Raw genomic sequence first — 25,054 nt, forward strand, 5'->3', positions numbered from 1 at the left:
CGGGCTCACCGGCCGGGCCCCGACCGGCCGCGGCCGCGGCTCCCGGCCGGCCCGCCTGCGCCAGGCCCGGCTGGACGACCACCACCACGGTCGGCTGCGGCTCGCCCGGCAACGGCAGCGCCGCCAGCGTGAGCCGCACGGGCTCCTTCGGCCGCTGCTGGAGCCGTACGGTCAGGCTGCGGCCGCCCTCGCCGCGCGCGGTCGCCGCGGTCTGCGTACGGAACCGGGCACGGTCGGCGGGCGTCAGCAGCGCGGCCAGCGGCCGGCCCGTCGCGTACCCGGCGCGCACGCCGGTGACCACCGTCGCGGCGAGGTTCATACGCCGTACGACGGTGTCCCGGTCGATCAGCGCGACGGGCAGCGGAAGCCGCTGGAACAGCGCCTTCAGCAACTGCCGCTCCCGCCGCTCCGCGGGCGCACCGTCCGGGGCCCGCGCCGCGAGCCGCTCGTAGCGCGGCCACAGCGTCTCCGCCGCGTGCTGCAGTTCGAACAGGGCGGCGTCCAGCACACCCTGCTGCTCCTCCGGCGGCAGGGCCCGCGCGCTGCGCAGCTCGGCGACCCGGCGCACGAAGTCCGCGAGGTCCTCCCCGAACGCGTCGGTCTCACTCACCCGACGGCCCCCGCTCCCGCCCGAGCCCCGCACTCCCGCCCGAGCCCCCGCTCGCCCCGCGCGCACTCCGTCGTGCGCCCCTCGGTCATATGCCCCGTCGTCTGCATAGGAGCACCGTAACCGCCCAGTACGCCCCCCGCGCCCGGCCGTTTCACGGGACGGACAGCGGGCAGCCGCACATCGAAAGGAGATGCCCCCCTGATGCTGACCGAGCACGATCACGAGGGACCCGACTCCGCGTCGTCCGTGCGCCGACTCCAGCAACTCGCCGAGCAGTGCGTACGCTCCGTCCCTGCCTGCTGCGGTGCCGTCGCGACCCTCGGCGACGAGGACGACGACACCGACGAACGCCGCACCACCGCCACCCACCCGGACCTGGCGGCACTCGTCACCGTCCAGCTCGACTCCGGTGACGGACCCATCCGCACCGCCCTCGACAGCGGCGAACCCGTCGACGCCCAGGACCTCCTGCACGACGACCGCTGGCCCGCCTACCGCGCCGCCGCACTCGGCACCGGCGTACGGGCCAGCGTGACCCTGCCCTTCCACCGGGCCGGCATCGACATGACCCTCAACCTGTACGGATTCCGCCCCGGCTCCCTCGGCAACGCCGCGCACGGCGCGGCCGCCGTACTGGGCGAGGAGGCCACCGCCGGGCTCGTACGCGACCGCCGCTACCGCGCCGCCCTCACCGAGGTGGGCCAGCTGGAGACCGCGCTGCGCTCCCGGCCCGTCATCGACCAGGCCGGCGGCATCGTCATGCACGTCCTCGGCTGCGGAGTCGAGGAGGCGTACGCCGTGCTGCGGCGCGTCTCCCAGCTCACCAACCGCAAGCTGGCCGACGTCGCGGAAGCCGTCGTACGGACCCGGGGCCGCGGCCTGGAGAAGGAACTGGCCCGGCTGGCGCCGAGCCCCGGGACGGCCGCACGCCCGCCGAACGGCGAACCGTCCTGAATCTTCGTATAAAGGGTTCCAGGTACGTAGAGCCACGTACAGCACCCGGCAGCACGGGAGGTCGACGCGATGCGCAGCTCCGCCGCCCACGGGCACGGCCAGGTGCGCTACGCGCCGCCCGCCCCCGACACCGGCCTCCCCGTCGTCGCCGAACTCGCCGGCCTCCTCGCCGCCGCGGCCGCCCGGCCCGACGCCGAACCGCCCGGCGGCGGCCCCGTCCTCCGCGAGGCCGCCTGCGGCTACTTGTCGCGGCGCGGCCTGCGCTGCCACCCCGAGGACCTCGTCGCGGCGCCCGGCACGGGCCCGCTGCTGGCGGCGCTGCTCGCCGCGCACGGCGGCGACGTGCTGATGCCGCGACCCTGCCCGCTCGCCTGGACCCCGCAGGCCCGGCTCCTGGGGCGGCCCGCCTACCACGTGCCCACGCCCGCCGAGTGCGGCGGCGTCCCCGACCCGTACGCCCTCCTGGAGACCGTACGGCGGGTCCGCGCCGAGGGCGGCCACCCCGCCGTCCTGCTGCTCTCCGTCGCCGACGACCCGACCGGCACGGTCGCCCCGCCCGAACTCGTCCGCGAGGCGTGCGAGGCCGCCGTCGGCGAGGGCCTGCACATCGTCAGCGACGAGACATGGCGGGACACCGTGCACCGGCCGCACGACACGGTGTTCGTCAGCCCCGGCGAGATGGCCCCCGACGACGTCACCGTCCTGTGCGACCTCGCCGGATCAGTCACCCCGGCGGCCTGGCCCGCCGCCGTGGCCCGCTTCCCGGCCGCCGCGCCCGCCGCCGCGGCCCACCGCGCGCGCACCCTCGACGTACTCACCGCGCTGGGCGCCCAACTGCCCGGGCCGCTCGCCGTGGCCGTCGCCCACGCACTCGACGAGCCCGAGCCGGTCACCTCGCGGGCCGCCGCCGCGAACACCCTCCACGCGCGCGTGGCCGCCGCGGCCCACCGCGCGGTCCTCTCCGCCGGCGCCTTCGCCCTCCCGCCCGAGGCGGGCCGCCACCTGTACGCCGACCTCGACCCGCTCCGCGGCCACCTCGCCGAGCGGGGCGTCGCCGACTCCATCGAACTGGAGGAGTACCTGACCGGACGCCTCGGCACCCCGGTCCCCGGCGGCCACCGCTTCGGCGACGAACTCGGCGCCCTGCGCGTCCGCCTGGCCACCGCCCCGCTGCTGGGCGCCACACCCGCCGAGCGACTGGAGGCCCTGACGGCGGCGGACCCGCTGGACCTGCCCCATGTGAAGGAGGCGCTGGAGGCCCTGTCGACGACCTTCGGCGAACTGACGCCCGGTGAAGGAGCCCGAAGATGACGGACCGGACGCACACCGACCTCACCACGGCACCGCACCCCACCCACCCCCCGGCCCGGCCGGCGCCGCGCCCCCTCGGCGAAGTACGCACCTGGCCCCGCTCGTTCGCCGACCGGCTCACCGCACCGCTGCCCGGCGTCCGCGCCCTCGCCCGGCTGGCCCGCGAAGGCGCGGCGGCCGTACGCCCGGGAAGCGACGGCCTGCGCGACATCCCGAGCCTCCCGTTCGCCCCGGGCCCGCTGCCACCCGCGGGCCCGGGCACCGTCGCCGTCACCTGGGCGGGCCACGCAAGCTGGATCCTCCGCGTCGGCGGACTCACCGTCCTGACCGACCCGGTGTGGTCCCGCCGCATCATGGGCACCCCCGCGCGCATCACGCCCGTCGGCGTCCGCTGGGAGGACCTGCCGCCGGTCGACGCGGTCGTCATCAGCCACAACCACTACGACCACCTCGACGCGCCCACCCTCCGCAGGCTGCCGCGCACCACCCCGCTGTTCGTCCCCGCGGGCCTGGGCCGCTGGTTCCGGCGGCGCCGCTTCTCCCAGGTCACGGAGCTCGACTGGTGGGAGGCCGCCGAACTCCGAGGGGTCCGCTTCGACTTCGTACCGGCCCACCACTGGTCGAAACGCACCCTCACCGACACATGCAGGTCGCTGTGGGGCGGCTGGGTGGTGTCCGACCGCCACGGCAACCGCGTGTACTTCGCCGGCGACACCGGCTACGGCCCCTGCTTCCGCCAGATCGCCCACCACCACCCCGGCATCGACCTGGCACTCCTCCCCATCGGCGCCTACGCCCCCCGCTGGTGGCTCGGCGACGTCCACACCGACCCGGAGGAAGCGGTCCGCGCCTTCCAGGACCTGGGCGCCGGAACGATGGCCCCCATGCACTGGGCCACCTTCGTCCTCTCCTCGGAACCGGTCCTGGAACCCCTGACCCGCCTCCTGGAGGCATGGCGGACCGCCGGCCTCCCCGAGGACCGCCTGTGGAACCTGGCGGTGGGCGAATCCCGGCTGCTCGGGTCCCCGTGCTCACGCACCGGGACGGCCGACGGCGACCCGGGCTGACCCTCCCTAGCCGCCCCGGGCAGGCCGCAGCCGCCGCCACACCGACGGCGCCCCGCTGATCAGCACCGTCAGTCCGATCGCCGCCACCACGCCCTGCCAGGGCCTCGGGAAGAGCGATCCGCCCACCACGCCGATCAGCTGGTACGTCGCCGCCCACGCCAGGACCGCGGGCACATCGGCCCACAGGAAGCGCCGCAGCGGCATCCGTGCCAGCAGGCACGCCAGCATGACGGGGATACGGCCCGCGGGGATCAGCCGGGAGAGGACGAGGACCGGAACCCGGTGTTCCCGCAGCCTCGTCTGGGCACGCTCCAGGCGGTCCGGCGCCGCCCGCGCGCGCAGCGCGGCCAGCCAGCGGGAGCCGTTGCGCGACCTGACGCCGCGCCCGCCCAGCCAGTACAACGCCACATCACCCACGAGCGCGGCGGACGCCGCGACCACGAAGACGAACAGCAGCGCGAACGGCGCCGTCTGGTGGAAGGCCACCACCGCCGCCGAGCTGACGATGGCCCCGGTCGGTACGACCGGCACCAGCGCGCCCAGCGCGACCAGCAGGAACAGCGACGAGTAGCCGACCGCCCGCTGTGTCTCCTCCGGAGGCAGCTGGCCGACGAGCTCGGCGATCACCAGGACTCCCCCGGCCGCACACACTCCCCGTGGTCCAGCAGATGCACCGCCACCCCCGGCGCCGCCCGCGCCGCGAGCCGTACGAACTCTCCGCCCGGAGCGTGGAACTCGTGCGGCCGCACCGCGTCGAGGCCGATCGGCCAGTACGTCCCGTAGTGCACCGGCACCGCCGCGCGGGGACCGAGCGCGGCGAGAGCCTGGGCGGCGCGGCCCGCGTCGAGGTGGCCGTGGCCCAGGTACGGGCCCCAGCCGCCGACCGGCAGGAGCGCCACCTCGACCTGGCCGACCGCCGCCGCCATGCCGTCGAACAGCCCGGTGTCCCCGGCGAAGTACGTACGCACCGAGCCCTGGATCACATACCCGAGCGCGGGGGAGCGCCGCGGCCCGACCGGCAGCCGCCGCCCGTCGTGCGCGGCCGGCACGGCCCGTACGACCACGGGCCCGGCCTTCACCTCGTCCCCGGCCCCGACCTCCATGACGCGCAGCTCCGTCAGCCGCCGCAGGGCGGGCACGGACCGGGTCGCGCCGCGCGGCACGACCAGCCGCGTCCCGGGCGCGAGCCGGGCCAGCGAGGGCACGTGCAGGTGGTCCGAGTGGAGATGGGAGATCAGTACGAGATCGGCGAGCGCGGCCTCGGGAGGGGGCAGCGCGCCGCGCCGCCGCCGCAGATGCGCGAGCCGTCGTACGAACAGCGGGTCGGTCAGGACCCGTACGCCGGAGTCCTCGACCGTGCAGGTGGCGTGGCCCCACCAGGTGACCTCCATGCCTATGAGCGTAGAGCCGCCGCTCCTCCGCCGGGCGCCTTCCGGAGTAGGGTCTGGCCATGGACGACGTACGCGTGGCGGCGATCGCCAGCCTGACGCCGCTCGAGGAACTCGACAGCGACCCCTTCCTGGTGGACACACGCAGCCAGCACGCGATGTGCGAGCGGTGGGCGGCCGACAAGGGCTATGCCGTCATCCGGCAACTGCTCCTCTACGGGCTGAGCCCCGACCACGGGATGCTGTGGGCGGATGTGGAGGAGGGCGCCGTCGACGTGTTCGTCGCGCCGAACGACCGCGTCCTGGAGCGGGCCGTCACCTCGGCGCGGGACTTCTCGGCGGAGTGCGAGCGCCGGGGCGTACGCCTGGAGACGGCGGGCATGGACGAGCCCGCCTACGACGCGGTGATGAAGGCCCGGGTGCACCGGCGGCTGTCCATGCCCACCGCCGGGTACGACGGCTGCTGAACCGTCCTCCGCCACGGCACGTTGTGCCACGCTGGACTCCCGGATGAAACGGGCGAAAGGCGAGAGGAGCGGACGGCGTGGGCGTGGCACGTTGGCGCGCGGTGGGCGGGGCCGTACTGCGGGTCGTCGTGGTGTGGGCCGTGTCGACGCTCACGATGCTCGCCCTCGCCGGGGCGCTCCCCGACTTCCAGCTGCAGTCCGACGACGGCGACACCATCACCCGTACCGCCGTCACCGCCGCCTGGGGCGCGGGCGCGTTCGGTCTGCTGAGCGCGCTGGTGTGGCCGCTCGTCGTACGGGCCCTGCTGCTCGTGCCGGCGCTCGTGCTGGGCATGCTGGTGTTCTTCCTGAACGGTTCGCTGCTGCTGGTCGCGCTCTGGCTGATCCCCGACGGGCGCGGCGAGGCCGACCCGCAGAACGCGGTCGTCGTCGCCGCCGTCATGTCCGCCGTGGCCTCGGCGACGTCCACCGCCCTCGCCGTCCGGGACGACAACGCCTACCGGCGGCGGCTGTACCGGCTCGCCGGGCGGCGCCGCACCGGCGTCGGCCTCGGCCCCGGCAGCCCGCCCGGCACGCTGTTCCTCCAACTCGACGGCGTCGGCCACCAGGTGCTGCGGGACGCGCTCGACGCCGGGGTGATGCCGACCGTCGCCGCCTGGGCGGGCACCACACACCGGCTCACCCGGTGGCGCACCGACTGGTCCAGCCAGACCGGCGCCAGCCAGCTCGCCATCCTGCACGGCACCAACCACGACGTGCCCGCGTTCCGCTGGTACGAGAAGGAGAGCGGCCGGCTCATGGTGAGCAACCGGCCCGCGAGCGCCGTCGAGCTCCAGCGCCGCGCCGCCGTCCGCACCGGCCACCCGGGGCTCCTCGCCGCCGACGGCGCCAGCCGCGGCAACCTGTTCGGCGGCGGCGCCGACCAGCTCGCCCTGGTGCTGTCCGTCACCGCGCGCCGAGGTCCCGGCACCCGCTCGCGCGCCGGGTACTTCGCGTACTTCCGCGACCCCGCCAACGCCTCCCGCACCGCGATCTCCTTCGTCGCGGAGATGGTCCGCGAGATCGGCGAGTCGGTCCGGGCCCGGCTCCGCGGCGACAGCCCGCGCGTGCCCCGCGGCGGCATGTACCCGGTCCTGCGGGCCTTCGCGACGGTGGTGGAGCGGGACGTGGTCGTCGCCGCCGTGATGGGCGACGTGCTCGCCGGCCGGACCGCCGTGTACGCCGACCTCGTGGCGTACGACGAGGTCGCCCACCACTCGGGCCCGCAGAGCCGGGACACGGCGAAGGTCCTGGAGCGCCTCGACCGGTGCGTCGAACTGATCGCGAAGGCCGCCGAGCACGCGCCGCGCCCGTACCGGATCGTGCTCCTCTCCGACCACGGCCAGAGCTTCGGCGAGACCTTCGAGAGCGCGTACGGGCTGACACTGCGCGACCTGGTACGGGCCGGCTGCGGTCTGCCGGTCTCCCGCCGCGCCCGGCACACCGCCGGCGGCGCCGAGGCCCGCAACGTACTGCGCAGCGCCCTGCACCGGCCGGTCGAGGGGGAGCGGCGCGGCGAGCGCCCGTCGCGCGGCGCGGGCCCTGTGGTGCTGGCCTCCGGCAATCTGGGGCTGGTCTCCTTCCCCGACGTGCCGTACCGGATGTCCCGCGAGGAGATCGACCACCGGTACCCCGGACTGCTGAGCACCCTCGCCGGGCATCCCGGGGTCGGGTTCGTCCTGGTGCGCAGCGAGCGGCACGGGTCGGTGGTCCTCGGCGCCGGCGGGTTCGAGTCGCCGGTCGACGACCTCACCGACACGTCGGGGCCGCTCGCCGTCTTCGGCCCCGGCACCGCCGACGCGATCCGGCGCACCGACTCCTTCCCGCACGTCGCGGACATCATGGTCAACTCGATGTACGACCCGGAGACCGGCCGGGTGCACGCCTTCGAGGACCAGATCGGCTCCCACGGCGGACTCGGCGGCGGCCAGTCGGACGCCTTCCTGCTCTGGCCGCACGACCTCACGCCGCCGGTCGCGGACGGCGAGGCGCTGATCGGCGCGGAGGCCGTGCACCGGGTGCTGCGGCGCTGGCTGGAGGAGAGCCAGGGGCCTCAGGTGCCGATCGGACCCGTGCGGGAGTCTCCGCCGGCCGGGCGAACGGACGAGGGCTCTCCGGTGACGGACGGTCTCGCACCGGACCAGCACGGGTGATTCGGCGGGGCGGGACGGCTGCCCGCAGGGTGCGCGGCGCACGCCGGACCCGGGCCGGGGCCCCCTCCGGGCGGCGCGGTACGGTGACGGCGCCCGCCCGCGCACCGCCACGCCGCACACGTGTGACGGAACCAGAAGGAGGCCCCGTGCCCACGGCAGACGAACTGCTCGGCGCCGACACCGTCGCCGGTCTCGCCCGCTGCCTCACACGCGCGAACGGGACCCCCGCCGAGGAGACCCGTCGCCGCGCCGGCCGACTGGACGGGCTCGGCTTCAGCGAGCGGGTCACCGCGGTACGGGACGCCGTCCTGGCCGATCTCCCCACGGCGTACCCGGACTTCGCCCGGGTCCTGCGCGCCGCCCTGGACGACCCGGAGTTCACGGGCTGGATGACCTTCCCGGTCACCGAGGCGGTGGCCGTGCGCGGCCTCGACGCCTTCGAACCCGCCCTCGCCCTCCTCGCCGAGCTGACGCCCCGCCTCACCGCCGAGACCGCGATACGCCCGTTCCTCCGCGCCGACCTGGAGCGGGCCCTGCGGACCGTCACCGAGTGGACCGGCCACCCCGACCCGCACGTGCGGCGCCTCGCCTCCGAGGGGACCCGGCCCCGGCTGCCGTGGGCGTCCAGGATCCCCGCGCTGATCGCCGACCCGACGCCCGCGCTGCCGCTGCTGGACGCGCTGCACGGCGACGCATCCGAGTACGTACGCCGGTCCGTCGCCAACCACCTCAACGACATCAGCCGCGACCACCCCGCCATCGCCGTCGACGCGGCGGCGCGCTGGCTCGGCGGCGAATCCGGTACGGCCACCCGCGTCGTACGGCACGGTCTGCGCACCCTCGTCAAGGCGGGGAACGCCGACGCGCTGACCCTCCTCGGCCACTCACCGGACGTCCCCGTCGACGTGACGGGACCCCAGGTGCGCACCCCGGTCATCAAGGTCGGCGACCATCTGGTCTTCGACTACGCGGTCACCAACACCGGCGACCGCACCGTCGAGGTCGTCATCGACTACGTCATCCACCATATGAAGGCCAACGGCACCCGCACCCCCAAGGTCTTCAAGCTCACGACGCGTGCCCTGGCACCGGGCGAGCAGTGGTCGGCGACCCGCAGACACTCGTTCCGGCCCATCACCACACGCCGCTACCACCCGGGCGTCCACGCCGTGCAGCTCCAGGTCAACGGCCGCCCCCGCGGCGAGGCGTCCTTCACCCTCGGCGACGGCGACGCGGACCCCGCGTAGACGCTCAGCCTCCGGACGGGAACCCGGACGCGGGCCCGGCCGGGGAGCCCGGGCCCGACAGGCCCGTCGCCGACTCCGCCAGGGCGTTCAGCACCGGGCGGATCAGCGGGTGGTCCTCGGCGCCCCTGCGGACCGCCGCGAAGACCCGGCGGAACGCGGCCGGGCCCGCCACCGGCCGTACCACCACGTCCTTGAGTTCGATGCCGCGCAGCGCCGAGCGCGGCACCAGGGCCACCCCGGCGCCCGCGCCCGCGAGTGCGACCACCGCGCGGAAGTCGTCCGAGACGTGCACGAGCCGCGGCTCGAAGCCCGCAAGTTCGCAGGCGAGCAGCACCATGTCGTGGCACGGGTTGCCGGGCGACTGGCCGATCCAGTCACTGTCCGCGAGTGCCGCCAGCGCGACTTCGGGCTCCTGCGCCAGCGGATGCCCGGCGTGCAGCACCGCGTCGAACGGCTCGGCGTACAGCGGTACGCGCGCCAGCCGCCGGTCGCCCTCGCGCGGCGCGCCCCGGTACTCCACCGCCAGCGCCACGTCCGCCTCGCCGTCCAGGACGAGCGGCAGCGACTCGTCGCCCTCCGCGTCCCGCACGCGCAGCCGGATGCCCGGGTGCCGCTCGGCCAGCCGTCCGATCGCCGGGGCCAGGACCTCCGCGATGCCCGTCGCGTACGCGGCGACGGACACCTCGCCCGCCGTACCGCCCGCGTACGCCGCCAGCTCGGCCTCGGCACGCTCCAGCTGGGCCAGCACCTCGTTGGCGTGGTCCAGCAGGATCTCCCCGGCGGGTGTGAGCTGTACGCCCTTGCCGCTGCGGGTCAGCAGTGTGTGGCCGGTCTCCTGTTCGAGCGCGGCGAGCTGCTGGGAGACGGCGGACGGCGTGAGGTACAGCGCCGCGGCTGCGGCGGTCACCGTACGGTGGTCCGCCGCGGCCCGCAGTATGCGCAGCCGGCGAGGGTCGATCACCCTGCCATTGTCACTCAGCCGCCACGCGTCCCACGCAGCTCGGCCGTCGGCCGTCGGCTGTCAGCCGTCCGGCTCACGCCCCCATCGCGGCGCGCGCGTCCACGAACGCCGCCACCGCCCGCGACACGTCCGCCGTCGAGTGCGCCGCCGACAGCTGGACCCGGATACGGGCCTGGCCCATCGGCACGACCGGGTAGGAGAACCCGATCACGTACACACCGCGCTCCAGCAGCAGCTCCGCCATGCGCCCCGCCTTCGCCGCGTCACCGATCATCACGGGCGCGATCGCGTGGTCGCCGGGCAGGATCTCGAAGCCCTCCTCCGCCATCCGCGTACGGAACAGCTTCGTGTTCGCGTCGAGCCGCTCCCGCAGGTCGCCCGCGGACTCCAGCAGGTCGAGGACCTTCAGCGACGCGGCGGCGATCACCGGGGCCAGCGAGTTCGAGAAGAGGTACGGGCGCGACCGCTGGCGCAGCAGCTCGACGATCTCGGCGCGGGCCGCGACGTAACCGCCGGACGCGCCGCCCAGCGCCTTGCCGAGGGTGCCGGTGATGATGTCCACCCGGTCCATGACCCCGTGCAGCTCGGGCGTGCCCCGGCCGCCCGCGCCGACGAAGCCGACGGCGTGCGAGTCGTCGACCATGACCATCGCGTCGTACCGGTCGGCCAGGTCGCAGATGTCCTTCAGCGGCGCGACGTAGCCGTCCATCGAGAACACGCCGTCCGTGACGATGAGCCGGCGCCGGGCGTCCCGGGTCTCCTGGAGCTGCTTCTCCAGGTCCGCCAGGTCACGGTTGGCGTAGCGGTGGCGGCGGGCCTTGGACAGCCGGATGCCGTCGATGATCGACGCGTGGTTGAGGGCGTCGGAGATCACCGCGTCCTCGGGGCCGAGCAGGGTCTCGAAGACACCGCCGTTGGCGTCGAAGCAGGAGGAGTACAGGATCGTGTCCTCCTGGCCCAGGAACGCCGACAGCCGCCGCTCCAGCTCCTTGTGGACGTCCTGCGTGCCGCAGATGAACCGTACGGAGGCCATGCCGTAGCCCCACCGGTCCAGCGCGTCCTTGGCGGCGGCGACGACCTCGGGGTGGTCGGCCAGGCCCAGGTAGTTGTTGGCGCAGAAGTTCAGTACGTCACCGGGCGCACCGCCCGCGGTGACGGCGACGGACGCGGACTGCGGGGTGCCGATGACCCGCTCGGGCTTGTACAGCCCGGCATCGCGGATCTCGTCGATGGTGGCGCGGAGTTCGTCACGAACGGACGCGAACATGAAGGCGTGCTCCTAGAGAGGGAAGGTCAGACGGTCCAGTCGAGGATGATCTTGCCGCTGCGGGCCGTGGCCGCCTCGTCGAACGCGGCGTCGAAGTCCTTGTACGCGTACTTGCCGGTGATCACCGGGCTCAGGTCCAGGCCGCCCTCCAGCAGCACCGTCATCGCGTACCACGTCTCGAACATCTCGCGGCCGTAGATGCCCTTGATCGTGATCATCGAGGTGACGATCTTCGCCCAGTCGACCGGGAACTCGTCGGCCGGCAGGCCCAGCATCGCGATGCGGCCGCCGTGCGTCATGTTCGCGACCATGTCCCGCATCGCCTCGGGGCGGCCGGACATCTCCAGGCCGACGTCGAAGCCCTCGCGCAGCCCCAGCTGCCGCTGAGCGTCGGCGATGCCGCTCTCCGCGACGTTCACGGCGAGCGTCGCGCCCGCCTTGCGGGCCAGCTCCAGCCGCGGCTCGCTCACATCGGTGATCACCACGCTGCGCGCGCCGGCGTGCCGGGCGACGGCCGCCGCCATGATGCCGATCGGACCGGCGCCCGTGATCAGCACGTCCTCGCCGACGAGCGGGAACGACAGCGCCGTGTGCACGGCGTTCCCGAACGGGTCGAAGATCGCGGCGACATCGAGGTCGACCTTCGCGCGGTGCACCCACACATTGGACGCGGGCAGCGCCACATACTCGGCGAACGCCCCGTTCCGCCCGACACCAAGGCCGATCGTGGCCCGGCAGAGATGGCGACGGCCCGCCAGGCAGTTGCGGCACTTGCCGCACACCAGGTGTCCCTCGCCGCTCACCAGGTCGCCGACCGTGATGTCCTCCACGTCGGAGCCGACGGCCGCGACCTCGCCGACGAACTCGTGGCCGAGGATCAGCGGCGTCGAGACCGCCTGCCGGGCCCAGCCGTCCCAGGACCGGATGTGCAGATCGGTGCCGCAGATACCGGTTCGCAGCACCCTGATCAGCACATCGCCGGGACCGGTCTCGGGCTCGGGGACGTCCATCAGCCACAGACCGGGCTCGGCCTTCTGCTTGACAAGGGCCTTCATCGCGGCGACTCCAGGCGGGAAGAGTGGTGAATGCCACCAATGTGCCGAGCGCGGCACGGCCGCGTCCATCGAGGTTTTCTTAAGCGGTCCAACAGCCCAGCTTCACGCGCCCCGCCGACCGGGTGAACCTCCGCCGCACCGGCCATTACCCCGGCGGTAATCGACCGCCCCCGACCCTCCCGGGCAAGGTGTCCGCACCGGGGCCCGGGCGGCTCGCACTCCGCCCGGTTCCCGCCCCCGGTCCATGTTCCGTACGACCTCGACGGAGGCTGATCCGCCATGTCCCACACCCTGCTCGCCGGCCTGTCCCGCACCACCGAGCCGCGGACCATGCTGCGCCGCTTCCTCGTGCTCGACGCGGCCGTCACCGGAGCCGGCGGCCTGGCGTACGCGTCCGCCCCCGGTCCGCTCGGGCGACTGCTCGGTGTGGACGCCACGCTCCTGCGGGGACTGGGCGTCTTCCTCCTCGCGTACGCGGCGGTGGTGGGCTACCTCGGCTCGCGGCCCCGGCCGCCCGCCGACCCCGTGAAGCTGGTGGTCGACGCCAACGTGCTGTGGGCCCTCCTCAGCCTCGTCGCACTGGTCGCGTGGCTGGAGCCGAGCAAGGCCGGCAGGCTCTGGATCCCCGCGCAGGCCGCCACCGTCGCGTGCCTCGCCGCCCTTCAGTGGTCCGCCCTGCGCGCCACCGCCGGCCAGGCGGCCTGAAAGCCGTGGCGGCCGCGCCCCCGTCCGTCACCACGCCTGGCCGAGCGACCGCAGACAGGCGGCGGTCTCCGGGTCCGCCGGCAGCAGCGTCTCCACGGCCAGCTCCGCGACCGTCACGTCCAGCGGGGTGTTGAACGTCGAGATCGACGACACGAAGGACAGCACCCGACCGTCGTGCTCGATACGCAGAGGCAGCGCGAAGTACGGGTACGGGGCGCCCGCCGCGTCCGGGCCGTCCGGGCCGTCCGGGCTCTCCCCGCCCTCCCGGCCACCGAGCTCCCGCTCCGGGCCGGGCGCGAGCGGGTACGCGGCGACCTCCTCGTACACCGCCCGCAGCGGCTCGGACCGCGACAGCGCCATCTGCCGCTCCATCTGGGCCAGCAGGTGCCCGCGCCACTCCCGCAGGTTGCGGATTCTCGGCGCGAGCCCTTCCGGGTGGAGGGTGATCCGCATCGCGTTCAGCGGTGGGGCCAGCAACCGCTCCGGCAGGCCCGCCAGCAGCATCGCGACCCCGCGGTTCGCGGCCAGCACCGTGTAGGAGCCGTCCACGACGAACGCCGGATACGGCTCGTAGCCGGCGAGCAGCCGATCCACGCCCTCGCGCAGCGGCCCGAGTTCCGGGCCGTCCAGCGACGACTCGGCGTACCGGGGCGCGTAACCGGCCGCCAGCAGCAGCGCGTTGCGCTCCCGCACGGGCACGTCCAGGTGCTCGGCGAGGCGCAGGATCATCTCCTCGCTCGGACGGGACCTGCCCGTCTCGATGAACGAGACGTGCCGGGCCGACGAGCCCGCCCGCAGCGCCAGCTCCAGCTGGCTCAGCCGCCGGCGCTGCCGCCAGCCCCGCAGCAGCGCTCCCACGCCCGTGCCCGTCGCGACAGTCGTCATACCGCAGACGGTAGCCGAGACGGCCGTGTTGACCACCGGCGTACGGTCCCGGGACCGTAAGGTCGGGATCGTCGCCACCGCACGCCGGAACGCCGGCCCACCGGCACCGAACGGGAAGGGAGCACGGGACATGCCCACCGAACCGCTGTCGCAGAAGGAGATCGAGGACCGGCTGCGCGAACTGCCCGGCTGGTCGCTCGCGGGCGACCGGATCGCCCGTACGTACCGCCTGTCCACGCACTTCGCGGCCACCGCGATGGTCGTGCACATCGCCCGGATCCAGGACGAACTGAACCACCACTCCGATCTCACCCTCGGCTACAACACGGTCGCCCTGTCGGTGAACACCCACGACGCGGGCGGCGCGGTCACGGACCGGGACTTCGAACTCGCGTCACGGGTGGACGCCGTCGCCGCGATCCACGGGGCCGTCTGACCCTCGTCCGGTCGGTCACGCCCCGGGCGTGAACGCGGCCTTCACGACCTCGGCGAAGTCCCGCGGCTCACGCCCCAGCACCCGCCGTACCCCGTCCGTCACGGACGCGTTGTGGCCGTCCAGCAGTGTCGCGAACAGCCCCGCCACCCAGGCGGCGTCCGCCTCCGGCAGCCCGTATGCGCCCAGCGCCGCGGCGTACTCCGCCTCGGACACCGGCACGTACCGCACCTCGCGGCCCGCCGCCGCGCCGGTCTCCGCCGCGACATCGGCGAACGTCAGCAGCCGAGGCCCCGTCAGCTCGTGGACGAGTCCGGCGTGTCCGTCCTCCGCGAGAGCGGCCACCACGACGTCGGCGACATCGTCGGTGTCGATGAACGGCTCGCCGGTGGAGCCGGCCGGGAAGGCGATCTCGCCCGCCGTGACGCCGTCGGCCAGCAGGCCCTCGGTGAAGTTCTGCGCGAAGAACGAGGCCCGTACGACGGTCACTTCCACGCCACTTCCACCTCCGCTCCCGTTCCCAGCCGCCTCGCGCAACGCCTGCTCGGCGCGCACCGCCTCGGGTTCACCGCGCCCGGACAGCAGCACCAGCCGCCGCACCCCCGCCTCCGCCGCGAGCCGCCCGAACTCGCCGAGCGCGTCCACCGCGCCGGGCGCCGCCAGGTCCGGGTAGTACGCCACATATGCCGCGTCCGCGCCGCGAAGGGCCGGGGCCCAGGTCGCGGACCGCTCCCAGTCGAAGGGCGTGCCGCCCGTGCGGGACCCCGCCCGTACGCCGAGGCCGCGCTCGGTCAGCCGCTCCGCCACGCGGCGCCCGGTCTTGCCCGTCGCCGCCGTCACCAGCACCGTCATCCGCTCATCCGTGTTCTCGTTCATGACGACCAGCTTCGGGGCCGGAGCCTGGACGATCCATGCTCCAGAGGCTCGATGCCCTACGTGTGCGTCTACGCTCACCGCATGGACGCACTCGCCGGACTGCTCGACGGACCCAGGGCCCGGGGGGCCTTCCTGCTGCGCATGGTGATGGCGCCCCCGTGGTCGGTGAGGGTCGAGGACCGGGCGCCGCTGTGCGTGATGTGCGTCAGCCGCGGCGAGGCGTGGATCATCCCGGACGGCGACGGCTCCCGCAGCGGCGACGGCAACGGCAACGGCAGTGGCAGTGGCAGTGGCAGTGACGGAGGCGCCGAGGCCCCCGTGCGGCTGCTGCCCGGCGACCTCGCCATCGCGCGCGGCCCCGCCCCGTACACCGTCGCCGGCGCCGCCGACACCCCGCCGCAGGCGCTCATCGGCCCCGGCGGCGCCTGCCACACGCTGTACGGCGAACCGCTGGAGGAGACGATGCGGCTCGGCGTACGGACCTGGGGCAACGCCCCGGACGGCCGGGACACTCTGCTCGTCGGCACGTACCGCGTGGAGAGCGAGGTGAGCCGCAGGCTGCTCGACGCGCTGCCGCCCCTGCTGCACCTGCCCGCCGACGCCTGGGCCTGCCCTCTTGCCCCGGTCCTGGAGGAGGAGATCAGCCGCGACGAGCCCGGCCAGAGCGTCGTCCTCGACCGGGTCCTGGACCTGCTGCTGATCGCGGCGGTACGGGCCTGGTTCGCCCGCCCGGAGGCCGCCGCGCCCGCCTGGTACCGGGCCATGGGCGACCCGGTGGTCGGCACGGCCCTGCGGCTGCTCCAGAACGAGCCCGCACATCCCTGGACGGTCGCCTCGCTCGCGGCACGCGCCGGGGTGTCGCGGGCCGCGCTGGCGCGGCGGTTCACGGACCTGGTGGGGGAGCCCCCGATGGCGTATCTGACGGGCTGGCGGCTCACGCTCGCCGCGGACCTGCTGCGCGAGACGGACACGACGGTGGAGAGCGTCGCGCGGCGGGTCGGCTACGGCGGGGCCTTCGCGTTCAGTGCCGCCTTCAAGCGCGTACGGGGTGTCAGCCCCCAGGAGTACCGGGCGGGCAGAACGGCGAGCTTGCCGGAGCGGCAAGTTTCCTTGCGGTAGATGCGGGTGCGTCGCACGCTGTCCCCATGACCCACCATCACGACACCACCCATATGGACTGGAACGAGATGCTCCCGCTGCTGGAGGCCGGCGCGGAGCTGCGGACTCCGCTGTACCGGCAGGCCACGGCCTGGCTCACCGATCTGCTGCCGCTGGGCGGCGTGCGCCGCGTCCTCGACGTCGGCAGCGGCCCCGGCGTGCTGTCCTGTCTGCTCGCGGAGGCGTTCCCGTACGCCGAGGTGGTCGCCGTCGACGCGACCCCCGAGCTGCTGGCACGCGCTCGCGCCCGGGCCGCCGAGCGGGGCGCCCGCGTCACCACGCACCTGGCCGAACTGCCCCGGGACACGGGAGACCTGGGCGAAGCGGACCTGATCTGGGCGGGCGAGTCGGTCCACCACCTGGGTGACCAGCGAGGAGCCCTCGCCGGGCTCGCCCGGCGGCTGCGCCCGGGCGGCCTGCTCGCCGTCGTGGAGGGCGGCCTGCCCGGCCGGAGCCTGCCCCGGGACATCGGCTTCGGCCGCCCCGGCCTGGAGACGCGGCTCGACGCGGCGTCCGCCGACTGGTTCACCGAGATGCGGGCCGCCCCCCCCGGCGCCCGCGAGGAGACCGAGGACTGGCGTTCCCTCCTCGGCGCGGCCGGCCTCGCCCCGAGCGGCACGCGCACCTTCCTGCTGGACATCCCGGCACCCGTCCCCGACGCCGTGCGCGAGCATGTGACCGCCACCTTCAGCCGCCACCGCACGGCGCTCGCCGACGGCCTCTCCGAGGACGACCGCACGAGCCTCGACCGCCTCCTGGACCCGGACGATCCGGCGAGCCTGCACCGCCGCCCGGACGTGTATCTGCTCGCCGCCCGCACCGTGCACACCGCCCGCAGGGTCGCCCCCTGACGCCGGACCGCTCCGGCCGTCACCACCGGGACCGCGCGTCGACGTCCTCGCCCCGCCGGACGTCGGCGCCGCTCTCGGCCGGCGCGGCCGGCGGATGTGTACCGACGGCGAGTTGGGGAGGACACACCCCGGTCAATATGATCCGGCGATGATCACACGAAAGCGACTGGCGGCCGCGTTGTGCGGCCTGCTGGTCACATTGACGGGCGGGCTGTCCCCGGTCGCCGCCTGGGCCGACGACGGGGAACCGGCCACGGCCGAGAGGGAAGCGCCCAAGGTCGAACTCGTCCTGGACGTCAGCGGATCGATGCGCGCCCGTGACATCGACGGGAAGTCCCGGATGGCCGCGGCGAAGCAGGCGTTCAACGAGGTCCTCGACGCCGTCCCGGACGAGGTGCGGCTCGGTATCCGCACTCTCGGCGCCGACTACCCCGGCAAGGACCGCAAGGAGGGCTGCAAGGACACCCGGCAGCTGTACCCGGTCGGCCCGCTCGACCGCACCGAGGCCAAGGCCGCCGTGGCGACCCTGACGCCGACCGGCTGGACACCCATCGGACCCGCGCTGCTCGGCGCCGCCGAGGACCTGGAGGGCGGCGAGGCCACCCGCAGGATCGTCCTCATCACCGACGGCGAGGACACCTGCGCGCCCCTCGACCCCTGCGAGGTCGCCCGGGAGATCGCCGCCAAGGGCATCCATCTCACCATCGACACGCTCGGCCTCGTACCGGACGCCAAGACCCGCGCGCAGCTCATCTGTATCGCCGAGGCCACCGGCGGCACTTACACCTCCATCCAGCACACCGACGAACTCTCCGGACGCGTGAGTCAGTTGGTGGACCGCGCCGCCAAGCCGGTCCTCACGCCGGTCGCCACCGAGGGTGCCGCCCAGTGCGCCAAGGCCCCCAGCCTCCAGCCCGGCCTCTACACCGACCGCGAGACGTTCGGCCAGCACCGCTGGTACCGCGTCGACGTCCTCCCGGGCCAGGAGCTGCGCGCCTCGGTGAGCATCGCCGCCGACCGTGCCGTCGACCGAGACTACGGCGTCCTGCTGCGGGCCTCCACGCTGTCCGGCCGGGAGATCGTGCGGGGCGAGTCGGCCGGTGACGGCCGTACCGATGTCATCTCGACCGGCCTGCGCTACCCGAAGCCCGACATCGAGGACGCCGACTCGGACAAGCCCGCCGCGGAGACCGTCTGTCTGCGCGTCAGCAACTCCTTCTCCGCGCCCGCCTCCGTCAAGACCACGCCCGGCCTGCCCGTCGAGCTGAGCATCGCCGTCGTGGACGGCCCCGACGAGGCGGCCGATGCCGCGTTCCTCGGTCTCGGCCGCGGCTGGTGGCTGCTCGGCGTGCTCGCGCTGGCCGGCTTCGTCGCCGGGCTCCTGTGGGGCTGGCTCTCGCGCTGGCGCGTCGCCGTCTGGAGGACCAACTGATGCGTACTGCAAGGACGACCGTACGGACCGCGCGGAGCGTACGAGGCGTACGAGGCGTACGAGGCGTACGAGGCGTACGAGGGGCGCGAGGGGCACGAGGGGCACGAGGGGTGCGGACCCTGACGACCGCCGTCCTGCTCGCCGGGGCCGCGTTCCTCGGTCTGGCCCTGCCGGGCGCGGCGGCCGCCGCGAGCCCGACGCCCACCCCGTCCGCCGCCTCGGACGGGGAGCCGCCCGCGCCGACGGAGGCGGGCACGTCGTTCCGGGCCGCCACCGCCGTGCGCCCCGGCCAGCGCGCCACCGCCCAGGCGTCGACCGGTGACTACCTGTACTGGCAGTTCCCCGGCGACGCCGGTGACCGCGCGACCGTCCGGGCCACCGTCACGCTCCCCGAGGCGTCCGCCCGCCAGGCCGGCACCTCCTGGCGGATCGACGTCTACGACGGGCTGCGCCGCCGCCAGGCGTGCCGCTACGGCAGCGACTCCAGAACCCTCGCCGCCGAAGCCCGCTCGGTCGAGCTGACCTGTCACCTGCGCACCGTCCGCGCCTGGGCGGAGCCGTGGTCGAACGACCCGCTGCCCGGCGCGTACTACGTCCGCCTGACGGCCGTCCGTCTGGCGGCCACAGACATCGGCCTGCCCTTCGACGCGGCGCTGGACGTCACCGTCGAGGGCGCGGGCGGCGCCGCGGCGGTGGACGGCACCCTGGCGACCCCGCTCGTACAGGGCTCGTCGGCCACGGTGGAGCCGGAGGACGGCTGGTCGTCCGGCTGGTGGTCGACCCGCTGGCTGTGGACCGCGGGCGGCGCCGCGCTGGCCGCGCTCGCGGGTATCTGGGGCTACACCCTGACCCGCGGCAACGGGCGCCCGGCGGGGGTGCCGGGCAGGACCTAGCGGACCCGCGGCGGCCGGGCTCCCCGGGGCCCGTGCCGCCGCGCCCGGGCGTCGCACGGGAAGGCTCGGAAACGCTCCGCGACGCGCGTTGCCCTGACGGTGCGTCGGCAGGTCGCCCGCCGCCGTACGACCGCCGCCGTACGACCGCTGCCGGAGGCCCCGACGGACGAGTCCCGCAAGGACTGAACGGCGCCCGGACGTACGGCCCGATGGGGTCCGCCCGGTCCCCCGATCCGGGCGGACCCCCCCTCCGACACCGCTCCGCCCCCGCCCGGCGGGCCGCGAACGGCTGCTGCCCAACCCTGACCGACACCCCGGCCGACGGCCAAGAGATCGGCGAACCCCGGGGACATCCCGGGACGGGACACGGCTGACCTGCACGATCCCAGGCGTCTCCAAGCCGCTTGGGACACGAGCACCGCGATGAACGACCTGCTACGCCGTCGGCGCCGACGCGCCGACGCGCCGCCGGAGTCGCCACGCCCCCGGGTCCGGCGTGCCGCCGGGGCTGCCGCGCCGCCACCACCGGGGCGCCGCCGCGGCCTCCAGGCTCACCGGTACAGCGCGTCGACCTCCGCCGCGTACACCGTCTCGATGGCGCGTCGCTTCAGCTTCAGGGACGGTGTCAGGAGGCCGTGCTCCTCACTGAACGGGTGGGCGAGGATGCGGAAGGTGCGGATCGACTCGGCCTGGGAGACCAGGGTGTTGGCGGCGATGACGGCGCGCCGGATCTCCTTCTCCAGGGCCGGGTCCCGGACCAGGTCGGCCGGTGGCAGGAGAGCCCGGCCCTGCATGGCGAGCCAGTGCTCCACCGCCTCCTGGTCGAGGGTGATGAGCGCCGCGATGTACGGCCGGTCGTTGCCGACCACCACGCACTGCGCGACCAGCGGGTGGGACCGTACCCGGTCCTCCAGGGCGAGCGGCGCGACGCTCTTGCCGCTCGTCGTCACGAGGATCTCCTTCTTCCGCCCCGTGATGGTCAGATAGCCGTCCTCGTCCAGCGCCCCGAGGTCCCCCGTGGCCAGCCACCCGTCGTGCAGGACGGCGTCGCCGGCGGCCGGGTCGTTGAGGTAGCCGGAGAACACGTTGCGGCCGTTCAGCCACACCTCGCCGTCCTCCGCGATCCGTACGGACGTGCCGGGCACCGGCAGCCCGACGGTGCCGTACTTGGTCCGCCCGGGCGGGTTGGCGGTCGCCGCCGACGACGTCTCCGTCAGCCCGTACCCCTCGTAGACCGTCACGCCCGCGCCCGCGAGGAACAGCCCCATCCGGCGGGCCATGGCCGAGCCGCCCGACATCGCGTGCCGCACGCGCCCGCCGAGCGCCTCGCGCACCTTTCCGTACACGACCTTCTCGAAGAACTGGTGCTGCACCCGCAGCCCCGCCGACGGCCCGGGGCCGGCCCCGAACTCTCTTTGCTCCAGGGCTTCGGCGTACCGCACCGCCACCTCGACCGCCCGATCGAAGACCGCCGCCTTCCCCTCGGTCTCGGCCCTGCGCCGCGCCGCGTGGAAGATCTTCTCGAAGACGTACGGGACGGCCAGCACGAACGTCGGCCGGAACGCCGCCAGATCGGGCAGCAGCGCGCTCGCCGTGAGCGTCGGCTGATGGCCCAGCTTCACCCGCCCCCGCACCGCCGCGATCTCCACCATGCGGCCGAAGACATGGGCGAGCGGCAGGAACAGCAGCGTCGACGCCTCGTCGCCGGGCTTGGGGCGGAAGACGGGCTCCCAGCGCTCGGTGAGGGTGTCCGCCTCGAACATGAAATTGGCGTGGGTGAGCACGCACCCCTTGGGGCGCCCGGTCGTCCCGGACGTGTAGATCACCGTGGCGACCGACTCCGGGGTCACCGCCCGCCGGTGCCGCTGCACCACCTCGTCGTCGATCTGCGCCCCCGCAGCCACCAGCTCGTCGACCGCCCCGGTGTCCAGCTGCCACAGCCGCTTCAGATGCGGGAGCCGGTCCACCACCGAGCCGACGGTCATGGCGTGGTCCTCGTGCTCCACGACGCACGCGGTGACGGCCGCGTCGTGCAGCATCCAGTGGACCTGGTCGGCGGAGGACGTCGGATAGACGGGCACCGGCTGGGCGCCCACGGTCCAGAGCGCGAAGTCGAACAGCGTCCACTCGTAGCGTGTACGGGACATCACAGCGACCCGGTCCCCGAACCGTACGCCGTGCGCCAGCAGCCCCTTGGCGAGGGCCAGCACCTCGTCCCGGAACTCCTGGGACGTGACCTCGCCCCACCGCCCGGACGCGTCCTTGCGGCCCAGCGCGACCCGGTCCGGATCGCTGGCGGCGTGGTCGAAGACCGCGTCGGCCAGTCCACCGACCAGCGGAGCCGTCGCCAGGGGTGGGACTGTCAACTCGCGCAATGGCCTGCTCCTTGTGGCGCTCAGCACAGCGGAGGGTGACGGTACCCCACGGAGAGTTGATGCGGGAGGGGCTTCATCAAGTCTGGACAAATGACGTTGCTACTGGTCAGACCGGTAAGCACATGGTCACGGCGGCTATGGGTGAGCTCTTACTGACTCACGAGTAAGGAGCGGGTGGCCGAATCTCCACCAGATCTGTACGCGCCGATCACACTGAGGCGTGACCGAAGATGGGAGAGGCGACATCAGCACCACTGCCCCAACGAAGCCCCCTCATCCGCCTCCGACCCCGCCCCACGACGAGAGCCCCCGAACCATGACCCGCAGCCCCCAGAGCCCGCGCAGGGCGTTCCGCCCCCGCATCCCGGCCCGGCTGCCGGTCGACCCGTTCATCGTCGCCCTTGTCGCGACGGTCGGCCTCGCCGCCCTGCTTCCCGCCTCCGGCCAGGCCGCCGAGGTGGCGGACGGCGCCGCCACGGCCGCGATCGCGCTCCTCTTCTTCCTCTACGGTGCTCGCCTCTCCACCCGGGAGGCGGTGGACGGACTGCGCCACTGGCGCCTCCACGTCACCATCCTGGCCTGCACATTCGTGCTCTTCCCGCTGCTCGGGCTGGCCGCCGCGAAGGGCCTCGGCCCGCTCGTCCTCACCCCGCAGCTCGCGTCGGGCCTGCTGTTCCTGTGCCTGGTCCCGTCGACGGTCCAGTCGTCGATCGCGTTCACGTCCATCGCCCGCGGCAACGTCCCCGCCGCGATCTGCGCGGGCTCGTTCTCGAGCCTGGCGGGCATCGTGCTCACCCCGCTGCTGGCCGCGCTGCTGCTCGGCGGCACGGTGGGCGGCTTCTCCGCCGACGCGCTGCTGCGGATCGTGGGGCAGCTGCTCGTACCGTTCCTGGCGGGGCAGGTCGCGCGGCGCTGGATCGCCGGGTTCGTCGGCAGGCACCGCAAGGTCCTGTCGTACGTGGACCGGGGCTCGATCCTCCTCGTCGTGTACACCGCGTTCAGCGAGGGCATGGTGCGGGGCGTCTGGCACCAGGTCACCCCGGCGCGCCTCGCCGCGCTGCTCGGCCTCGAGGCGGTGCTGCTCGCGGCGATGCTGGCACTCACCTGGTACGGGTCACGGCGGCTGGGCTTCTTCGGGCGTGAGGACCGCATCGCGATCCAGTTCGCCGGGTCGAAGAAGAGCCTCGCGGCGGGGCTGCCGATGGCGAGCGTGCTGTTCGGCGCGCAGGCGTCGCTGGCCGTGCTGCCACTGATGCTCTTCCACCAGATGCAGCTGATGGTCTGCGCCGTGATCGCCCGCCGCCGTGCGGGGGACCCGCGGCCCGGAGAGCCCGGAAACCCTGGGGACCCCGGAAGCCCCGGAAACCCTGGGGACCCCGGAAGCCCCGGGGACCCCGGAAACCCAGGAGACCCCGCCCCGGCCGACCGCCCGGTGGCGTGAACACGCCCTGCCCTCCCGCCGCCATGATCACGACAGCTACCGTGATGGCATGCCCGCACCAGAGCACCGCCCCGCGCCGCCCGCCGCCCCGCACCCTTCGGGCGGCGCCCGGTGACCCGTAGCTGGATACGCCCCGGAGCCACCCGCCCCTGCTCCCTCGTCGTCTGCCGCGGCTGCTGCTGCGGCGACGCCCGCAAGAACCCCGGCACCGACCACGCGGGCCAGCTGGAGCGGCTGCGGCAGGCGGCCGCGGCGTCCGGCGGCAGGCTCGCCGTCCGTACGAGCGACTGCCTCGGCCCCTGCGGCCAGGCCAATGTCGTCGTCGTCCAGCCCTCCACCGATGCCCGCCGCCGGGGCGCCCGCGCCGCCTGGATCGGCTGGGCCCTCGACGACGACTGCCTCGACGACATCCTCGCCTGGGTCGAGGCGGGCGGCCCGGGCGTCGCGGAGCCCCCGTCGACCCTCATGCTCCAGCTGATCGACCCGCCGATGGACGCGAGGCGCCGCGCCCGCTGAGACGGGACCGGACTCAGCCGCGCACCGCGGTGTCGTCCCCCACCACGAGCCGGTGCTCGCCCGCGTACACGTTCATGGACCCGCCCCGCAGGAACCCGACCAGCGTGAGCCCCGTCTCGGCGGCCAGGTCCACGGCCAGCGACGACGGGGCCGAGACCGCCGCGAGCACCGGCACACCCGCCATCACGGCCTTCTGCGCCAGCTCGAACGACGCCCTCCCGGACACCAGCAGCACCGTCCGGCCGAGCGGCAGCCGGTCCTCGCGCAGGGCGCGGCCCACCACCTTGTCCACGGCGTTGTGCCGACCCACGTCCTCCCGTACGTCGAGCAGCTCACCCGACTCGGAGAAAAGCGCGGCGGCGTGCAGCCCGCCGGTCCGCTCGAACACCCGCTGCGCGGCCCGCAGCCGGTCAGGAAGCTCGGAGAGCAGCTCGACGGGTATCCGCGGCGCCGAGCGCTCGTCCGGCGCGAACCGGGTACTGGTCCGCACGGCATCGAGGCTGGCCTTGCCGCAGAGCCCGCACGACGAGGTGGTGTAGACGTTCCGCTCGAGCGTGATGTCGGGTACGGGCACGCCGGGCGCGAGCTGGACGTCGACGACGTTGTACGTGTTGCCGCCGCCGTCGTCCCGGGCGCCGGCGCAGTACACGATGTTCCGCACGTCGGAGGCGGCACCGAGCACGCCCTCGCTCACGAGGAACCCGGCGGCGAGCGCGAAGTCGTCGCCGGGCGTGCGCATGGTGACGGCGAGGGGCCTGCCGTTGAGCCGGATCTCCAGCGGCTCCTCGGCCACGAGTGTGTCGGGTCGGGCGGACACGGCGCCGTCCCGGATGCGGATGACGCGGCGGCGCTCGGTGACCCGTCCCATGTTCCCCAGTCCTGCCCGTGGTCGTGTGTTCAGGAGACATTCTCCCGCACACTCGATGTGAGTGGACTCTCCAAGTACCGGGCGCGAATCCTGTCGGATCAC

The 25,054-nt window shown here is 74.3% G+C and carries 24 protein-coding genes; 14 read left to right on the forward strand and 10 right to left on the reverse strand.

What is annotated here, in order from left to right; all coding sequences use genetic code 11:
* A partial coding sequence (locus tag FVS66_RS12485) for a PAS domain-containing protein (RefSeq protein WP_149181253.1) occupies positions 1-610 on the reverse strand: 610 nt, incomplete at its 3' end.
* A gap of 201 nt (positions 611-811) precedes the next feature.
* On the opposite strand from FVS66_RS12485, the gene FVS66_RS12490 reads away from it, so the two are divergent.
* From FVS66_RS12490 to FVS66_RS12500, 3 genes are all read left to right on the forward strand, one after another.
* A complete protein-coding gene (locus FVS66_RS12490) occupies positions 812-1,564 on the forward strand; it encodes an ANTAR domain-containing protein (protein ID WP_149181255.1) in 753 nt (250 codons plus the stop codon).
* A gap of 69 nt (positions 1,565-1,633) precedes the next feature.
* Positions 1,634-2,875, forward strand: a complete 1,242-nt coding sequence (locus tag FVS66_RS12495) for an aminotransferase class I/II-fold pyridoxal phosphate-dependent enzyme (protein ID WP_149181257.1) — start codon at positions 1,634-1,636, stop codon at positions 2,873-2,875.
* Positions 2,872-3,942, forward strand: a complete 1,071-nt coding sequence (locus FVS66_RS12500) for an MBL fold metallo-hydrolase (protein ID WP_149181259.1) — start codon at positions 2,872-2,874, stop codon at positions 3,940-3,942. Before FVS66_RS12495 ends, FVS66_RS12500 begins: the two co-directional genes overlap by 4 nt.
* A gap of 6 nt (positions 3,943-3,948) precedes the next feature.
* Here FVS66_RS12500 and FVS66_RS12505 read toward each other — a convergent pair whose 3' ends face one another.
* Together FVS66_RS12505 and FVS66_RS12510 are read right to left on the reverse strand one after the other, a co-directional pair.
* Positions 3,949-4,569, reverse strand: a complete 621-nt coding sequence (locus tag FVS66_RS12505; protein ID WP_149181261.1) for a VTT domain-containing protein — start codon at positions 4,567-4,569, stop codon at positions 3,949-3,951.
* Entirely contained in the window at positions 4,566-5,339 is a 774-nt protein-coding gene (locus tag FVS66_RS12510; protein ID WP_149181303.1) for an MBL fold metallo-hydrolase, read from the reverse strand. Before FVS66_RS12510 ends, FVS66_RS12505 begins: the two co-directional genes overlap by 4 nt.
* Before the next feature lie 53 nt (positions 5,340-5,392).
* Here FVS66_RS12510 and FVS66_RS12515 point away from each other — a divergent pair, with 53 nt between their 5' ends.
* From FVS66_RS12515 to FVS66_RS12525, 3 genes are all read left to right on the forward strand, one after another.
* Positions 5,393-5,797 (forward strand): hypothetical protein, encoded by a 405-nt coding sequence (locus FVS66_RS12515; RefSeq protein ID WP_149181263.1) that lies wholly within the window; start codon positions 5,393-5,395, stop codon positions 5,795-5,797.
* 77 nt (positions 5,798-5,874) lie between these two features.
* Positions 5,875-7,989 (forward strand): phage holin family protein, encoded by a 2,115-nt coding sequence (locus tag FVS66_RS12520; protein WP_149181264.1) that lies wholly within the window; start codon positions 5,875-5,877, stop codon positions 7,987-7,989.
* Between the two features lie 146 nt (positions 7,990-8,135).
* The gene (locus FVS66_RS12525; RefSeq protein ID WP_149181266.1) at positions 8,136-9,236 is read left to right on the forward strand and encodes a DNA alkylation repair protein; all 1,101 of its coding nucleotides are present in this window, start codon (positions 8,136-8,138) and stop codon (positions 9,234-9,236) included.
* Between the two features lie 4 nt (positions 9,237-9,240).
* On the opposite strand, the gene FVS66_RS12530 is transcribed toward FVS66_RS12525, so the two are convergent.
* The 3 genes from FVS66_RS12530 to tdh all read right to left on the reverse strand — a co-directional run bounded on the left by FVS66_RS12530 (position 9,241) and on the right by tdh (position 12,519).
* Complete coding sequence (locus FVS66_RS12530; RefSeq protein ID WP_149181268.1) at positions 9,241-10,197, reverse strand: LysR family transcriptional regulator; 957 nt, start codon at positions 10,195-10,197, stop codon at positions 9,241-9,243.
* Positions 10,198-10,270: 73 nt separating this feature from the next.
* Positions 10,271-11,464, reverse strand: coding sequence for a glycine C-acetyltransferase (locus tag FVS66_RS12535; RefSeq protein ID WP_149181270.1), 1,194 nt, complete (start codon positions 11,462-11,464; stop codon positions 10,271-10,273).
* Between the two features lie 26 nt (positions 11,465-11,490).
* Complete coding sequence (gene tdh / locus FVS66_RS12540) at positions 11,491-12,519, reverse strand: L-threonine 3-dehydrogenase (protein ID WP_149181272.1); 1,029 nt, start codon at positions 12,517-12,519, stop codon at positions 11,491-11,493.
* Positions 12,520-12,798: 279 nt separating this feature from the next.
* On the opposite strand from tdh, the gene FVS66_RS12545 reads away from it, so the two are divergent.
* Positions 12,799-13,224 (forward strand): hypothetical protein, encoded by a 426-nt coding sequence (locus tag FVS66_RS12545; RefSeq protein WP_149181273.1) that lies wholly within the window; start codon positions 12,799-12,801, stop codon positions 13,222-13,224.
* 27 nt (positions 13,225-13,251) lie between these two features.
* On the opposite strand, the gene FVS66_RS12550 is transcribed toward FVS66_RS12545, so the two are convergent.
* Positions 13,252-14,109, reverse strand: coding sequence for a helix-turn-helix transcriptional regulator (locus tag FVS66_RS12550; protein ID WP_149181274.1), 858 nt, complete (start codon positions 14,107-14,109; stop codon positions 13,252-13,254).
* A gap of 130 nt (positions 14,110-14,239) precedes the next feature.
* On the opposite strand from FVS66_RS12550, the gene FVS66_RS12555 reads away from it, so the two are divergent.
* Positions 14,240-14,545: a 4a-hydroxytetrahydrobiopterin dehydratase gene (locus FVS66_RS12555; RefSeq protein ID WP_149181275.1), complete on the forward strand. Its 306-nt coding sequence runs from the start codon at positions 14,240-14,242 to the stop codon at positions 14,543-14,545.
* 15 nt (positions 14,546-14,560) lie between these two features.
* Here FVS66_RS12555 and FVS66_RS12560 read toward each other — a convergent pair whose 3' ends face one another.
* Positions 14,561-15,418 (reverse strand): NmrA family NAD(P)-binding protein, encoded by an 858-nt coding sequence (locus tag FVS66_RS12560; protein ID WP_149181276.1) that lies wholly within the window; start codon positions 15,416-15,418, stop codon positions 14,561-14,563.
* A gap of 81 nt (positions 15,419-15,499) precedes the next feature.
* On the opposite strand from FVS66_RS12560, the gene FVS66_RS12565 reads away from it, so the two are divergent.
* The 4 genes from FVS66_RS12565 to FVS66_RS12580 all read left to right on the forward strand — a co-directional run bounded on the left by FVS66_RS12565 (position 15,500) and on the right by FVS66_RS12580 (position 19,752).
* Complete coding sequence (locus FVS66_RS12565; protein WP_149181277.1) at positions 15,500-16,537, forward strand: AraC family transcriptional regulator; 1,038 nt, start codon at positions 15,500-15,502, stop codon at positions 16,535-16,537.
* Between the two features lie 26 nt (positions 16,538-16,563).
* A complete protein-coding gene (locus FVS66_RS12570; RefSeq protein ID WP_149181278.1) occupies positions 16,564-17,427 on the forward strand; it encodes a class I SAM-dependent methyltransferase in 864 nt (287 codons plus the stop codon).
* 148 nt (positions 17,428-17,575) lie between these two features.
* A complete protein-coding gene (locus FVS66_RS12575) occupies positions 17,576-18,859 on the forward strand; it encodes a VWA domain-containing protein (RefSeq protein ID WP_149181279.1) in 1,284 nt (427 codons plus the stop codon).
* A 119-nt stretch (positions 18,860-18,978) separates the two neighbouring features.
* A complete protein-coding gene (locus tag FVS66_RS12580; RefSeq protein WP_187645499.1) occupies positions 18,979-19,752 on the forward strand; it encodes a hypothetical protein in 774 nt (257 codons plus the stop codon).
* A gap of 551 nt (positions 19,753-20,303) precedes the next feature.
* Here the strand turns inward: FVS66_RS12580 and FVS66_RS12585 are convergent.
* Positions 20,304-22,127: a long-chain fatty acid--CoA ligase gene (locus FVS66_RS12585; RefSeq protein WP_262386957.1), complete on the reverse strand. Its 1,824-nt coding sequence runs from the start codon at positions 22,125-22,127 to the stop codon at positions 20,304-20,306.
* 316 nt (positions 22,128-22,443) lie between these two features.
* Here FVS66_RS12585 and FVS66_RS12590 point away from each other — a divergent pair, with 316 nt between their 5' ends.
* Together FVS66_RS12590 and FVS66_RS12595 are read left to right on the forward strand one after the other, a co-directional pair.
* Complete coding sequence (locus FVS66_RS12590; RefSeq protein ID WP_149181281.1) at positions 22,444-23,568, forward strand: bile acid:sodium symporter; 1,125 nt, start codon at positions 22,444-22,446, stop codon at positions 23,566-23,568.
* Between the two features lie 111 nt (positions 23,569-23,679).
* Entirely contained in the window at positions 23,680-24,084 is a 405-nt protein-coding gene (locus FVS66_RS12595) for a (2Fe-2S) ferredoxin domain-containing protein (protein WP_149181282.1), read from the forward strand.
* A gap of 13 nt (positions 24,085-24,097) precedes the next feature.
* Here FVS66_RS12595 and fdhD read toward each other — a convergent pair whose 3' ends face one another.
* Positions 24,098-24,952 (reverse strand): formate dehydrogenase accessory sulfurtransferase FdhD, encoded by an 855-nt coding sequence (gene fdhD, locus FVS66_RS12600; RefSeq protein WP_149181283.1) that lies wholly within the window; start codon positions 24,950-24,952, stop codon positions 24,098-24,100.
* Positions 24,953-25,054 lie beyond the last annotated feature (102 nt).

This window comes from Streptomyces sp. TRM49041 (assembly GCF_008271805.1).
Classification (GTDB): Bacteria; Actinomycetota; Actinomycetes; order Streptomycetales; family Streptomycetaceae; genus Streptomyces.

Bases quoted from the DNA above. Each gene is read 5' to 3' on its own strand.
- FVS66_RS12500 (WP_149181259.1), top strand. From the start codon at position 2,872: ATGACGGACCGGACGCACACCGACCTCACCACGGCACCGCACCCCACC.
- FVS66_RS12490 (WP_149181255.1), top strand. From the start codon at position 812: ATGCTGACCGAGCACGATCACGAGGGACCCGACTCCGCGTCGTCCGTG.
- FVS66_RS12555 (WP_149181275.1), top strand. From the start codon at position 14,240: ATGCCCACCGAACCGCTGTCGCAGAAGGAGATCGAGGACCGGCTGCGC.
- fdhD (WP_149181283.1), bottom strand. From the start codon at position 24,952: ATGGGACGGGTCACCGAGCGCCGCCGCGTCATCCGCATCCGGGACGGC.
- FVS66_RS12515 (WP_149181263.1), top strand. From the start codon at position 5,393: ATGGACGACGTACGCGTGGCGGCGATCGCCAGCCTGACGCCGCTCGAG.
- FVS66_RS12570 (WP_149181278.1), top strand. From the start codon at position 16,564: ATGACCCACCATCACGACACCACCCATATGGACTGGAACGAGATGCTC.
- tdh (WP_149181272.1), bottom strand. From the start codon at position 12,519: ATGAAGGCCCTTGTCAAGCAGAAGGCCGAGCCCGGTCTGTGGCTGATG.
- FVS66_RS12550 (WP_149181274.1), bottom strand. From the start codon at position 14,109: ATGACGACTGTCGCGACGGGCACGGGCGTGGGAGCGCTGCTGCGGGGC.
- FVS66_RS12495 (WP_149181257.1), top strand. From the start codon at position 1,634: ATGCGCAGCTCCGCCGCCCACGGGCACGGCCAGGTGCGCTACGCGCCG.
- FVS66_RS12545 (WP_149181273.1), top strand. From the start codon at position 12,799: ATGTCCCACACCCTGCTCGCCGGCCTGTCCCGCACCACCGAGCCGCGG.
- FVS66_RS12535 (WP_149181270.1), bottom strand. From the start codon at position 11,464: ATGTTCGCGTCCGTTCGTGACGAACTCCGCGCCACCATCGACGAGATC.
- FVS66_RS12575 (WP_149181279.1), top strand. From the start codon at position 17,576: ATGATCACACGAAAGCGACTGGCGGCCGCGTTGTGCGGCCTGCTGGTC.
- FVS66_RS12560 (WP_149181276.1), bottom strand. From the start codon at position 15,418: ATGAACGAGAACACGGATGAGCGGATGACGGTGCTGGTGACGGCGGCG.
- FVS66_RS12590 (WP_149181281.1), top strand. From the start codon at position 22,444: ATGACCCGCAGCCCCCAGAGCCCGCGCAGGGCGTTCCGCCCCCGCATC.
- FVS66_RS12565 (WP_149181277.1), top strand. From the start codon at position 15,500: ATGGACGCACTCGCCGGACTGCTCGACGGACCCAGGGCCCGGGGGGCC.